The 14,434-nt window shown below is 41.5% G+C and carries 12 protein-coding genes; all 12 read left to right on the top strand.

The genetic code is table 11. The features are described from left to right. Positions 1-72 precede the first annotated feature (72 nt). The 12 genes from ABC765_RS09015 (at position 73) to ABC765_RS08960 (ending at position 14,429) form a co-directional block, all read left to right on the top strand. Complete coding sequence (locus ABC765_RS09015) at positions 73-3,042, top strand: LTA synthase family protein (protein ID WP_347980300.1); 2,970 nt, start codon at positions 73-75, stop codon at positions 3,040-3,042. A 432-nt stretch (positions 3,043-3,474) separates the two neighbouring features. Continuing rightward, positions 3,475-4,776, top strand: a complete 1,302-nt coding sequence (gene iscB / locus ABC765_RS09010; protein ID WP_347980299.1) for an RNA-guided endonuclease IscB — start codon at positions 3,475-3,477, stop codon at positions 4,774-4,776. Between the two features lie 83 nt (positions 4,777-4,859). Continuing rightward, the gene (locus ABC765_RS09005; RefSeq protein ID WP_270362438.1) at positions 4,860-5,780 is read left to right on the top strand and encodes a YihY/virulence factor BrkB family protein; all 921 of its coding nucleotides are present in this window, start codon (positions 4,860-4,862) and stop codon (positions 5,778-5,780) included. A gap of 85 nt (positions 5,781-5,865) precedes the next feature. Beyond that, the gene (gene recX / locus ABC765_RS09000; RefSeq protein WP_347980298.1) at positions 5,866-6,666 is read left to right on the top strand and encodes a recombination regulator RecX; all 801 of its coding nucleotides are present in this window, start codon (positions 5,866-5,868) and stop codon (positions 6,664-6,666) included. A 95-nt stretch (positions 6,667-6,761) separates the two neighbouring features. Then, a complete protein-coding gene (locus ABC765_RS08995; protein WP_376752305.1) occupies positions 6,762-7,421 on the top strand; it encodes a sugar transferase in 660 nt (219 codons plus the stop codon). Between the two features lie 15 nt (positions 7,422-7,436). Next, complete coding sequence (locus ABC765_RS08990) at positions 7,437-8,204, top strand: DUF4422 domain-containing protein (RefSeq protein ID WP_347980296.1); 768 nt, start codon at positions 7,437-7,439, stop codon at positions 8,202-8,204. Positions 8,205-8,228: 24 nt separating this feature from the next. Further along, positions 8,229-9,443 (top strand): polymerase, encoded by a 1,215-nt coding sequence (locus tag ABC765_RS08985; protein ID WP_347980295.1) that lies wholly within the window; start codon positions 8,229-8,231, stop codon positions 9,441-9,443. Beyond that, positions 9,424-10,047 carry a lipopolysaccharide biosynthesis protein gene (locus ABC765_RS08980; RefSeq protein WP_347980294.1) on the top strand — a complete coding sequence of 208 codons (624 nt, stop codon included), beginning with the start codon at positions 9,424-9,426 and terminating at the stop codon, positions 10,045-10,047. The genes ABC765_RS08985 and ABC765_RS08980 overlap by 20 nt, the downstream gene beginning before the upstream one ends. 15 nt (positions 10,048-10,062) lie before the next feature. Beyond that, on the top strand, positions 10,063-10,872 hold the full coding sequence (locus tag ABC765_RS08975) for a DUF4422 domain-containing protein (RefSeq protein WP_347980293.1): 810 nt from the start codon (positions 10,063-10,065) through the stop codon (positions 10,870-10,872). 19 nt (positions 10,873-10,891) lie between these two features. Beyond that, positions 10,892-11,767, top strand: coding sequence for a beta-1,6-N-acetylglucosaminyltransferase (locus tag ABC765_RS08970; protein ID WP_347980292.1), 876 nt, complete (start codon positions 10,892-10,894; stop codon positions 11,765-11,767). A gap of 115 nt (positions 11,768-11,882) precedes the next feature. Continuing rightward, on the top strand, positions 11,883-13,004 hold the full coding sequence (gene glf, locus ABC765_RS08965) for a UDP-galactopyranose mutase (RefSeq protein WP_347980291.1): 1,122 nt from the start codon (positions 11,883-11,885) through the stop codon (positions 13,002-13,004). A 3-nt stretch (positions 13,005-13,007) separates the two neighbouring features. Further along, entirely contained in the window at positions 13,008-14,429 is a 1,422-nt protein-coding gene (locus tag ABC765_RS08960; protein ID WP_347980290.1) for a flippase, read from the top strand. Positions 14,430-14,434 lie beyond the last annotated feature (5 nt).

Raw genomic sequence — 14,434 nt, 5'->3', positions numbered from 1 at the left:
GCGTTACTAAAGACGTGATGCCTTGGTTTGCTGCCAAGATCCACCACGTCTTTTATTTATAATGGGTGCAAGATGAGTAAAGCGATACGAAGAACTTTAATTGGCTTAGCCAGTATTTTATTAGTGATGAATCTGTGGATGTGGGATAGTCGGCTGCCATTTGTCGGCTATCAGGAAAATAATACCCACATGATGATTCTGCAGCTGATTCACGTTGTTTTGATCGTTAGTGAACTTTTGATTTTGATGCTGCTGGGCAAGATGATGACGCGGCTGCGATTGGCTAAAGTCCGTGTCGTCAGCAGCTGGCTGTTGATGGTGACCATTGGCATCTTGGCAGTCTGGCTGGATTTGTTTTGGAAGAAAAGTTTCCAGTTCAGCAGTCTTTTAGATGCCGTCATGCCGATTACGCGCAACGCCATGCCGCTGGCAACCGCTTTCATCCTGGGGGGGGTAAGCAGTCGCTGGCTGGTTGACCTCAAGTTAAATCAGCGAATGGGCCTGATTTTGGCGATTCTGCTGCTGTTTTTGACGACAACGGTCTATAATCGCGACCTCTGGGGATTGGGCAGCGGCAATACGATTTTAAGCACGCTGCTGATTTTATCATTGGGCGCGATGACTGCCGAGTGGCGACCGCATTCAAAGCGCAGGCTGCTCTTGGCTGCTGGCGGTCTGTTGGCGGCAACCGGTGTGATGGCGATGATTATGCCTAAGATCTCAATCATGCTGCATAATGACATGTCAACGGCCAGCCGGATTGCCAGTTTGAACAATTTCTGCCTGATCATCGTGGCGCTGCTGCTGAGTCTGGCTTTGAGCATGCCTGGCTATTTAGCTGATGAGGTTGAGTCAGTAGTCAGCGATCGGCATAACGAGGCATACTGGATTACGCTGGGAACGGTGGCGATTGCCCAACAGCCATTGCTTGAACAGCATTTTATCGGTTTGGCGGCTGGGCATTTTGAAAATTTGATTGCCAAAATGGGGCTTTTATTGGCAAGTGCGGTCATCGTTATTATCGCGGGCGGGCTGCTGCGCTGGGGTGGCAAATGGCTGCTGGAACGAACCGGCTTGATGCGACGCTTGAACAACTGGGTCGCGACTCTGCCAACCAGTCTTGGTCAATGCTGGCCATGGTTTAAGCAGTGGTGGCATCGAAACTGGAGCACGGTTCTGTTATGGGGCAGCTGTTATGTGCTGGCTGTCGCCTCGTTTTTATTGATGAACAGCAGCTGGCGGCTTGAGCCCAACGCTGATGCATCTTATAATCTGTTGATCTATACCGTTTTTGCCTGCCAAAACATGCTGCTTTTGACAACGATTCTGTACGGCTTGATCGCTAAGACGCTGCAGGCATTGTTCAATCGCTACTGGGCAGCTTTGGGAACGACCACGGCCTTGGTGATGCTGATGATTGTTGCCAACCGAATTAAGATTGCTGCGCGCGACGAGCCGATTCTGCCATCTGAGGTCAGAATGTATCAGGCATACGGCAGTCTGTTTAAGATGGTCAAGGGCTGGATCTGGGTCGTGGCCGCGATTGTGGCGTTGCTTTTGGTCATGATCGTCGTTCGCCTGGAAAAACGTTATCCAGTTGCTAAAATCAAGCTGCCGGCAAAAATCGGCTGGCTGGTCGTGACCGTGATGGCATTTGGCAGCAGTCTGTTTTGGAACAATCAAGGATCGGCAGTTAATGCCTTTATGACTGGGATGGGCGATCAGGCAATGTTTTACAATCAATTGACCGGTGCCCGTATCAATGGTCCGCTGATTCAGTTTATGAATAATCTTGACGTTAAGGTGATGAATCAGCCTAGTGGATATTCCAAGGCTGAAATGGCAAAGATTGCCAAGCACTATCAAAAAGAGGCGCAACGAATCAATCAAACGCGGACGAATGATCTATCCAAGCAAAATATTATCTTTAATTTAAGTGAGAGTTTTTCAGATCCACGTCGCGTGCCCGGCATCAAGCTGGCGCATGATCCGATGCCTAACATTGAGCGATTGAAGAAAAACAACACCAGCGGCTTGATGATCAGTTCGGGCTATGGCGGCGGGACGGCCAATATGGAATACATGACGCTGACTGGTCTGGCACTCTGCAATTTTTCGCCAACCCTGCCAACGCCATATACACAGTTAGTACCGTTTCAGAATCAGGCCTGGTCGATCAACCAGCTGTTTAAGACGTCAGTGGCCATTCATCCATATGTCGGCGTCTTTTACAGTCGGATTGCGGTCTATCAGAAGTTCGGTTTTGATCGCTTTATGTACCTGGGCAGCAAGTATTCAATTAAGCATCAGTCCAAAATCGGCCGCAGTCAGTATCTTTCGGACGCGACCTCATATGCGAATACGCTGGATCAGCTAAAGCAGAATGGCAATGGTCTGTTTGTCAATCTCGTAACGATGCAGAACCATTTCCCTTATGATCAGCATTATTATGATGGCGCCGACTATTATCATGCCAGTACCAAAAACGGGACATCAACCGACCAAGTAGAGCAGTTTGCAATGGGCGTCCACTATACCGATCAAGCAGCAGCCAAGTTTATTAAGCAGATTGATCGGTTGAATAAGCCCGTCACGGTAGTCTTTTATGGTGATCATCTGCCTGGCATCTACCAAAACGACATGGCTAAGGATGGACTAAAGATGCATGAGACCGACTACTTTATCTATTCCAACCGCGCCGCTAGAAAGCAGGGCGCCAAGAATCTGACCAAGAGCACCGGCTATGTCGTACCAAACGACTTTATTGCTATGGCCGCAGCCCAGACCAACTCAAAGGTGACGCCTTATCTGGCATTATTGACGGATGTTTGGCAAAAATTGCCGGCCGCCGCGATGGATACTAGTCAAAGCACTACCAATACTTATAATTCCACCGCGCAGTTTATCAACCAGCAAGGAAAAGTCGTTGCCAAAGCCAAGCTGACTAAAAAACAGCGGCAGCTCTGGCACGACTATCAGTTGGTTCAATACGATTTGACGACTGGTCATCAGTACCTGCTGAAAAACGGCATGATGAAATAGCTGGACAATCCCCGCGCAAACCGGGTGAACGCACGCTCCTCAATATAAGAGGGGCGTTTTTATTTCGTGATATAATGTTTTTTGATATTGCGTTATCGCACTGCGCTGATAATCTGATAAAAGTCAATAGTAACCACCTACTAAAGTAGGTGGCTTGTGGTATTAACTGCAAGCCTGGTTGACTAGACTTAGTTTTCATAACTACGTTATGCGTGTTATCACACCTCGGGATGATACTCTAGTCCCCCGCTCTGTGGCGGCTCTGTAAACAGTCGTAAGGTTAATGCGACAGTCAACCGCGTTGGTCGTTCTCTTTGAGAAAGACAAGCACGCATAACATTGTCGAAGGGTAACAACACGGACTTATCTGCTCCGGATAGGTACGTGATAAGGTCAATACTACCTTATATTCAGAAAGGAGTAACTGTGATTATGCAGAATCGAGTTTTTGTCATTAATCAGCATGGCGAAGCTCTAATGCCCTGCAAGCCTCGAACAGCGCGCAAACTATTGGCGCAGGGCAAGGCTAAGCCGATTAAGAAAGAACCGTTTACGATTCAATTGTTGTATGGCTCGACTGGCTATAAGCAACCAGTCAGTTTAGGGATTGACAGTGGTCAGCGCCATATTGGTATAGCGGTTACGAGTCAAGCTAAGGTTTTGTTTCAAGGTGAAGTTGAACTGCGCCAAGACGTTAAAAAGCTGCTTGATACACGGCGAACGTATCGGTGCAGTCGTCGGAACCGTAAGACTCGTTATCGTAAAGCGCGCTTTCTAAACAGGATTAAAACTAAAAAGAACGGTTGGCTGCCGCCATCGGTTGCCAGCAAGTGTCAGCACAATATCAGCTGGATCAATCGCTTTTTAGCAGTTTTGCCTAACCCTGCCTTGCACATTGAGGTTGGCAAATTCGACATGCAGAAGATGAAAGACCCAAATATTCAAGGCATAGGCTATCAATATGGCGATCTGTACGGCTATCAGACGATCAAACAGTACGTCTTGGCTCGTGATGAGTACAAGTGCCAAGTCTGCAAGAAAAAGGGTGGCAAGCTAAAAATTCATCATATTATTTACCGTTCTCAAGGCGGAACTAACGTGCCATCCAATTTAATTACCGTTTGTGCCGACTGCCATACGTATAAGAATCACGAGCCAGGTGGTATTTTGCATAAATGGTATAAGGCTAAAAAGAAGGTAACAAAATCCTTGAAGGGTGCAACCTTCATGAATATTTTAAGGCACCGATTATGGCGTGCTTTTCCAGACGCTGAATTTCAATACGGTGCGCAAACAACTTTGCAAAGAGCTGGTCTTGGCTTGGAAAAGTCGCATTTCAACGATGCCGTTACGATCAGCAGTATTCAAAGAATCACTGAAAAGCCAACGAGTGTTGTGATGTTCAAGCAGTTTCGCAAGAAGAAACGTTCTCTGCACGAGGCGACTGCTCGTAAAGGACGGAAGGAGCCCAACTGCACCAGCAAGCGCAATGCTAAGAATACCAAGTTCGCTAAAGGCTTTTGGCTGAACGATTACGTTCGTATCAAGAACAGCCAGAAAAAAGGCTACATTAGTGGATTCACAGGAAACTCTTGTTATATCAAGGATTGTCTTGGCAACTATGTAATCATTGGGAAATACAAGCAAACAGCATTGTCAAAAATCATGATGATTACTCATCACAATAACTGGTGCAGTACCGAAATATTAGCGAATGAATACACGATGAGATAGACCTATCCATCCCATGACTAAAGTCACGGGATTTCCGGCTAGTCATCATTAAAAACATTATTTCTGAACAAGGCAGGTTAACCATGGACAAAAAGCCGAATAAAATAAAAAATTTCGTGCTGCTTTTTATTAAGCACTTCACCATGGCACAGGTTTCAGCGTCAGCGGCGGTCTTGGCCTACTACTCGCTGCTGTCGGTTTTTCCGGCGATCATCGTGGTCGGTAACCTGCTGCCAATGATGGGGCTGAATGCTAAAACCGTCTTGGACTATCTGCAGACGGCGATTCCAGAATCAGTGTATGACTTTTTAAGACCGATCATCTATGACTTTCTGCAGCATGGGAACGGCGGCACGTTGACTTTGGGTGCGATCGTGGCATTATGGTCCACCAGCCTGGGGATCGCGGCTTTTCAGCGCAGCGTCAATCATGCCTATGGGGTCGCGGAAAATCAAAATCCGATCATCAACCGCGCCGTGTCGTTTCTTTGGATGCTGGTCATCTTGCTTATCGTGACGACGCTGGTGATTTTATATGGGCTTGGCGAACAGACCTTGAGCAGCCTGCAGCCGATCTTGGGCTTTAGTACCAAATACGTCACGTTCTTCAGGTCGATCAAGTGGCCGGTTACTTTCTGGGCGCTGTTTGTGCTCTTAACGCTGCTGTACTACTTTGTTCCCAATGCCTTGGTCAAGCTGCGCTACGTGATTCCGGGCGCTTTGATTGCGGATCTTTTATGGATGGGACTTTCCCGCGTCTTTTCCTATTACACGATGATTTTTGCCCATAACATTACGTCCTATAAAACGATTGGGGCGTTTATCGTGCTGATGATCTGGCTGGATCTGTCCGGGATGGTGATCATGATCGGTGCCACCATCAATGCCACGCTGCAGGATGCTCATGATGGCGAGATCAAGGAAAAGAAGCATCTTTGGCAGTACGTGCGCAAGATGCGGCATCGCGAGTTTAACGACCGCTACCATTATGATGAGCATAAATAAAAACAAAAACGCTGGCAGGGAAGGATCTGCTGGCGCTTTGAACAGTTGGACTTATATTTGGTTAGAGTGAGGAAGTTTTTAAGAAATGGCGAAAATTTCAAAAATTGAAGCACAAAAACGTCCTGGCCGCTATAATATCTATCTTGATGGCAAGTATGCGTTTGCCGTAGCTGAAAGCGTCTTGATCAAGTACCGGCTCATGAAGGGGATGGAACTCGATCAAGCACAGCTGGCCCAGATCTCTAATGATGATGAGATTGCCAAGACCTATAATAAAATGCTGGACTATCTGGCTCACCAGCTGCGAACTGAACATGACGTCTATGAGAAGATGCGTCAGCTCAAGACCCCGGCTGAAGATATTGAACCGGTGATGCAAAAGCTGCGCGGGCTCCATCTTTTAGATGATCACGAGTACGCGGCCAGCTACGTACGCACGGTGATGAATACTGAACTGAAAGGGCCCCAGGTGATTCGGCAAAAACTGCGGCAAAAGCAGATCGGTGAATTGGATATCGACAGTGCCCTGGCGCAGTTTACACCGGAGCGGCAGCTGGAGAATGCGACCAAGCTGGCCAAAAAGCTGTTTAAACGCTATAACAAGCTGCCAGCACGTCGCCAGGCTGAAAAGGTGCGGCAGGGATTGGCAACGAATGGCTATGCGGCTGATCTGTTCAATGAGATCAAGGACACGGTGACGCCGCAGCCTGATCTTGAGCAGGAAGACGAACTGTTGGCCAAAGAAGCGGCAAAGGCTTGGCGACGCTATGAGAAACGCGCGCAGACGGATTATGAAAGACGGCTTAAGGTTAAGCAGGCTCTGTATCGAAAAGGCTTTGACCTGGATGAGGTTGAGCGTTGGCTGAATGAGCATGAGAACGCTTGAAAACGTCAGTAGTTTTAAAATGTCTTTCAAATACTTAAAAATACTGGTATCATACTAAAGATATGTTTATTGACTAAATGATAATAGAGAGAAATATGCAAATGGTAGAAAAAAATATAAAGATTGATGGAGAGAAGCTTAAACATCAGTATGCTTATCGAATGGTTAAACGTATTTTTGATGTTGTTGCCTCAGCAATCGCTTTAGTTTTACTAAGTCCATTATTTTTAATCTTAGCAATTGCTATTAAAATTGATGATCCTAATGGGCCTGTTTTTTATACCCAAACACGAGTCGGGAAAAACGGAAAAACTTTCCAAATTATTAAATTTCGATCAATGATTAGTAATGCCGATAAATTATTGGCTCGTCTAAAAAACCAAAATGAAGTTGAAGGTGCGATGTTTAAAATGAAGAACGATCCACGAATTACGCGAGTGGGTCGTTTTATTCGGAAATACAGTCTAGATGAACTACCTCAGTTGATCAATGTAATTGGTGGCTCGATGAGTATTGTTGGACCGCGGCCACCATTACTTTCTGAGGTTGAGCAATATACAGATTATGATAAGCAACGTTTAATGGTCGTACCTGGTTGCACCGGTATGTGGCAAGTTGGTGGTCGTAATGATGTCGACTTTGATGAAATGGTCCATTTAGATCTAACCTACATTCAAAATCGCTCGGTTTGGCTTGATCTAAAAATTATGTTTGAAACTGTAAAAGTTATGATTATCCCTAATGGGGCTTACTAAGGAGTTAAAAAATTAATGGAAGTAAAAGTACTGGTAGCAGCACACAAAAATTACCAAATGCCTACGGATCCACTGTATTTGCCTGTATTTGTTGGGAAAGATCTTCATCCTGATGTAAATCGTACTTTTCAAGGGGATAACACCGGCGATAATATTTCTTCAAAAAATCCAACATATAATGAATTAACCGCCATTTACTGGGGATGGAAAAACTTACAAGATTTGGATGCAATGGGATTGGTTCATTATCGACGTTATCTGAGCTTAAATCATAAAAAGTCATTGGACTCAGTATTAAGTGAATCCCAAGTCCAAGACTTATTAAAAGATAACGATATTATCTTGCCTCCTAAGCGAAACTATTATATTGAAACCAATGAATCACATTATTTGCATGCACATCATCATGAGCCATTTGAAATCATGCGACAGGTAATTCATGAAAAGTATCCTCAGTATGTGCCTGCCTTCGAAAAAGTAATGAAACGTACATGGGCACATATGTTTAATATGTTTATCATGAAGCGTAAACCACTTGATGAATATTGTACTTGGATGTTTGACGTATTATCCGAGGTTGAAAAACGAACAGATATTACAAGCTATTCTGACTATGAAAAACGAGTATATGGCTTTTTAAGTGAACTACTACTCGATGTGTGGTTGGAGTGTCATCCTGAATATAAGACCGTCGAAGTCAACTATGTCTTTATGGAAAAGCAAAACTGGCTGGTAAAGGGTGGCAAGTTTTTGAAACGTAAGATTACGGGATATAGTGAATAATTATAGTTTTTAAGGAGAGAAAAAATGTCTGATCTGTCGCTAAGAATCAAACAGGTTTGGAAAACGCAATTAAATGGCGAGGTACTTTTCTTTATTGCGTTTGTACTGTATTTTTTCTTTTCTTTTATTCGAAATACAACATTTAATCCATACGTTGGGGCACGCCCTTTTAATCTAGTTTCGTATTTAGTGGTAGGATTGTTGGTTGTTAAAATATATATTTTTGATAATCAACAACTTAAATCATTATTAATAGCAACAATTGGGTTGGGATTGGCAGCGATATCTTGGCGAATGTCGGGATCAAATTTAATTATTGTTATGATGGCTTTCATCCTAGGTGCTAGAGGAATATCCTTTCAAAAAATCATAAAATGGTATTTCTGGTTAGGTATTACGATGTTAGTAATGGTGATGTTATTTTCATTAACCGGAATAATTAAAAATATGGTTTTCATTGCAAAGGGTCGGGCACCTAGATATGCCCTGGGTATAATCTATCCTACAGATTTTGCAGCGCATGTATTGTATTTAGTCCTTGCACATGCATATTTAAACTATAGGTCACTTAATATTAGATATTACTTTACCTACTTTGTAATTGCGTTGGTAGCTATGCTGGTTACTAATGCTCGATTGAGTTTTATCTGTTTAATATTGACAATTGCTGTTTTATGGGTTGCAAAGCATGCTGAGTCTGAAAATAGACCTATTGCAAAATTAATTGCGTCCTTCTATTGGACCAGCACTCCTTTGTTAGCTGTAATTACTATTTTCTCAACGTATCTTTTTGATAATACAAACCATATATTCTATATGGTAGACCATTTATTATCAGGGAGGCTTTCATATGGAAACATGGCTTTTTGGAGATATCCGATTACATTTTGGGGCCAAAAAGTCGTTGAGCATGGGTATGGTGGAAATGCAGGGATGAAAATTTTTAGCCAACATAACGGAGAATATTTTTATATTGATTCTTCATACATGCGTTTAATCATGATCTATGGGTTAGTTATTGCGGTCGTGATGGTAGGAATTTTTATGACGATTTCTATTCGTGAAACCGCAGTGAGAAAATATGCTCTTCCAGCTATTTTATTTATCGTATCCATTAGCTGCATGGTTGAACAACATTTATTAGAATTAACATATAATCCATTTCTATTGGCACTTCTTGCTGAAGTAGGAATGGATAAAGCTTTGGAGGAAAGAATTGATGAAAAGCAAAAATTATAGTATGCAGGATTTATCAAAAATCATTGTAAAAAATTTATTAGTAATTATTATTTTTACTATATTGGGTGGTGGAGCTTTTGGTTTACTAGCTAAACATAAACGTTCAACAACCTATACTGCTGAAAGAAGTGTTGTTGTAAGCCATAACTTCAGTAATGCTAATAAAAAAAATGATGTAGTTAATGCTGATCTATCAATGACCTCTACGTACTCAGATATGATTAATGGACGCGAAGTAACCAATAAAGCATATAAACTATTGTCTAAGAAGATGCGTAAGGAATATACACGGAATCAAATTGCTGCCTCAATTAATTCTGAAACTCATCCAGAATCGTTGGTAATCAGCATTAAGGCTCATGGAAATTCTGCAAAAGATGCAGTTGCTATTGTTAACGCAGCAACAGATGCAGCAAAGTTAGAAATTCCGAAAATGCAACCAGGTGCTGGCAACGTTCACGTCTATCCTAAGGCTACAGAAAGCAGTGTCGTATCTAAGACCACGCCTTCTACAAAAAAGTATGTTGTTATTGGTAGTGCCTTAGGACTACTTTTTGGAATGATTGTGGCTTTTGCTGTTGATACTTGGAAGAAATTGATTTAGTTTTGGAGAATTATAATGACTGTCTATGTAATAACGCACAAGCCATTTAAATATGCTGATAAGCTTCCTAGTGGCTATCTTCCAATGATGGTTGGTGCTAACTCTAATGCCAATCCTGATAATTACTTGGCCGATAATACTCTTGAAAACATCTCAGATAAAAATCCATACTACTGTGAGTTAACGGGGTTATATTGGATTTGGAAAAATTCAGCTTCTGAGAATGTAGGACTTGCACATTATCGACGCTATTTTTATGAGCGTAGTATTGGTGGCCGTAATGCAATGTACCTTTATTTACTTATAATGGGAAATAAAGTTAAACCTATCAGCACTGATAAATTAGATGATTTGCTGACTGAATATGACTGGATCGTAGCACATCCTGAAAACGAAGGTGGTGGCGATTTATGGAATCAGTTTGCAAAGGATAATAATATTTTAGATATGCAACATACCCGAGATGTTATCTCAGAAAAATATCCGGATTATGTTGCAGCTTTTGATGAAGTAATGCATTCTTCATCTTGGATGTCTCCATACAATATGTTTTATGCAAGCAAGAATAAAATGGATGAGTACTGTAAGTGGTTGTTCGATATATTGTTTGAAGTTGAAAAGAGAACTGATATGTCAGGATATACTGATTATCAAAAGCGACTTTATGGATTTCTAAGTGAACGTCTGTTGAATGTTTGGCTGAAGAAACATTCTGAATATAAAGTAAAGTATCTTACTGTTTTTAAATCAGATGATTTGGATAGGAAAGCATTGATTCGTCGGATTACTAATCATTTTGGAATTACCAAGGGAGTCAATAATTAACTCGAAAGTGGTGTAATAGATGCAAGCTGTATTAATTTTGGCACATAAGAATATTGACCAGGTTATCGAGCTTTCACAACGATTGAGCTCTTGCTTCAATGTGTATATCCATTTTGATAAAAAGGTTAGTCTCAGTGAAAAACAAGAGCTTAGTTTGAAGAAATTAAATGTTAACTTTTTTTCGAAATATGATGTCAAATGGGGAAGTTATAGTATTGTACGGGCTACTATTGATTTAATGAAATTAGCTTTAGAGAATCCTAAAAATAAATACTTTCATCTAATATCTGGTCAGGATTGGCCAATGAAAGCACCCCAAAAAATTTATGATTTTTTTGAACATACTAATAAGATATACATGAACTACTGGCGTGCGATTGACATGCGAAAATCTGGGGAACCAGAAATTTGGTGGGTAAAATATTATTTCAATTATGATCAAATTAATCGACGAACTACTTTTGGAAAAATTTATCATCGCTTTTTATTACTCGTTCAGACACTGGGACGTGTTAATAAACTTAAAAAGTATGGTGTAGATGAAAATGATATCTATGCGGGGCAAGAATGGGTTGATGTTCCTAGGGATGCTCTAGAATATACTATTGAATATTATGAAGGTCATCCTAATTTAGAAAAGATTTTTTCAACTAGTTTCTGTTCTGATGAGATATGGATGCAGAGCATACTATGCAATTCTCCATATAGAGATAGAATCGATAAAAATATCCATCATTTTATTGAAATGGTGAGGAATCCTGGTATTCAACCAGCAATTTTGGATGAAAAGTATTATGAAAAAATTATTAAAGGAGATTATTGGTGGGGGAGAAAGGTTGAACGTCCAGTCTCTGATAAACTAATCAGCCTATTGGATCAGAAAAATCGGTTTTAGTTATACTAAAGGTTTTCTTAAACATGGAAGGCCTTTTTTAATTTGATAATTTCTGTTAAAATTGGCTATTGATTATTTTGTTACGAATTCAAACTTCTGAGAAAAGAGGATAAAAATGAATAGCTATGATTATTTAGTAGTAGGTGCCGGCTTATTTGGAGCCACTTTTGCTTACGAAGCAGCTAAGCGTGGCAAGCGCGTTAAGGTGATTGAGAAACGCAGCCATATTGCTGGCAACATCTATACTAAGAAAGTTGATGGCATCCAGGTACATGAATATGGTGCCCACATTTTCCATACTTCGGATAAGGCAATCTGGGAATACGTTAATCAGTTTGCGGAATTCAACCGCTACACGAATTCTCCAGTAGCCAACTACAAAGGGGAAATGTACAACCTGCCATTCAACATGAACACCTTTAATAAGATGTGGGGCGTTCGAACACCTAAAGAAGCAATGGCTAAGATCAATGAGCAGCGAGCTGAAATGGATGGCAAAGAGCCTCAGAACCTAGAAGAACAGGCTATTTCTCTGATCGGTCGCGATATCTATGAAAAGCTGATTAAGGGCTACACCGAAAAGCAGTGGGGGCAAAAGGCAACTGAACTGCCGGCTTTTATCATTCGGCGTCTGCCAGTTCGATTGACTTATGACAACAACTACTTCAATGATCTGTACCAAGGCATTCCAATGGGCGGCTACACGCAGATCGTTGAAAAGATGCTGGCCAGTGATTTGATCGATGTTGAACTGGGGGTTGACTTCTTTGATCAACAAGATGAATATCTGGCAAACTTCCCTAAGATCGTCTTTACTGGGATGATCGATCAATTCTTCAACTATGAATTGGGTGAGTTGGAATACCGCAGCTTACACTTTGAGACTGAAGAGCTTGATGAAGACAACTACCAAGGTAATGCCGTGGTTAATTACACCGATGCCGAAACGCCATACACGCGAATTATTGAGCACAAGCACTTTGAATTCGGTAAGGGCGATGAAGGCAAGACGATCATTACGCGTGAGTACCCAGCTGACTGGAAACGAGGCGATGAACCATACTATCCAGTTAACAACCAACGTAATAATGCTCTTTACCAGCAATACACGGAATTGGCCGGACAAAAGGCACCAAACGTTATTTTTGGTGGTCGTCTGGGTCAATACAAGTACTACAACATGGATCAAGTAATCAAGGCGGCCTTAACGACCGTGGCTGAGGAGTTTGACAAGTAGATCATGAAGGTTATCAAAAACTATCTGTATAATGCGGGCTACCAAATTCTGTTAATGTTAGCTCCTTTAATCACAACCCCCTATGTATCGCGGGTCCTAGGAGCGCATGGCAGCGGTATCAATTCATACACGAATAGTTGGGTAACCTTTTTTTATTTAATTGGTCAATTAGGGATTACTTTATATGGTAATCGAGAGGTTGCTTACCACCGTGATGATAAACATGAACGTTCCAGAATCTTTTGGGGCATTGAGTTCATGCAATTGATTACATCAACTATGGCATTCTTTGCCTTCTTGTTGGCTATCTTCTTGTTTAGTACGACATTCCGAAAATACTTCTTGCTACAGTCATTATGGATTGTAGCAACAGGATTAGATGTCTCATGGTATTTCATGGGAATGGAAGATTTTAAAAAGACGGTTACACGGAATACCATCGTAAAATTGATATCAATTGGTTTGATTTTTGCCTTAGTCAAAGAACCAGGGGATCTTTGGAAATATATCCTATTATTAGGGCTTGCTCAAGTGGGCGGTAATTTGACTTTATGGCCATATTTAAAAGGCAGTATTGAATGGGTAGCAATAAAAGAATGGCATCCTTTTCAACATTTGTACCCATCATTGTTATTATTTATCCCAACTATTACGACTCAAGTGTATGTTGTCGTAAATCGTTTGATGTTGGGGCATATGTCATCGCAAGAAGCGTTAGGCCAATTTGACTATGGAGATAAAATCGTTAAATTAGTTCTGTCTGTAGTAACTGCAACAGGGACAGTTATGCTACCCCATGTGGCTAATAAATTTGCGAATGGTGACATTAAAGCAGTTCGCAAGAGTCTCTATAATTCATTCGATTTCGTTACTGCATTGTCAGTACCAATGATGTTTGGTTTGATGGCAATTTCAGCTAAATTTGCTCCCTGGTTTCTAGGAGGGGAGTACGTTCAGACTGGACGTTTGATTTTTCTCGAATCGCCAATTATCTTATTTATTGCTTGGAGTAATGTTACTGGAACGCAATATCTAATGCCTGTTAATCGTGTTAACGAATATACGCTATCTGTGACAGTTGGAGCTGTCATAAATATTATTGCTAATTTATTTTTGATTCAAGGATGGGGAGCTGAAGGGGCAGCTGTTGCCACGGTTATTTCTGAGCTTGCTGTAACATTTGTTCAATTATATTGTGTACGTACAACCATACGGCGGCGACAGTTATTTGCTTCTTTGTGGCGTTATTTAATCAGTGGGATTTTAATGTATTTTGTTGTTTACCGATTAGATCAAATTATGCAAATGACGATTATAAATTTGATGATTCAGGTTGCCTTAGGAGCAGTTGTTTATGTAGCCTGTTTATTTGTATTGCATGCGCCAGTGATTGAGCAAGCAAAGGTAATGCTGAATAGGAGATAATTTAT

This window comes from Limosilactobacillus sp. WILCCON 0051, assembly GCF_039955095.1.
Lineage (GTDB): Bacteria > Bacillota > Bacilli > Lactobacillales > Lactobacillaceae > Limosilactobacillus > Limosilactobacillus allomucosae.
The sequence above is the reverse complement of the archived record's forward strand: the minus strand, read 5'-3'. Positions and strand labels throughout refer to the sequence as shown.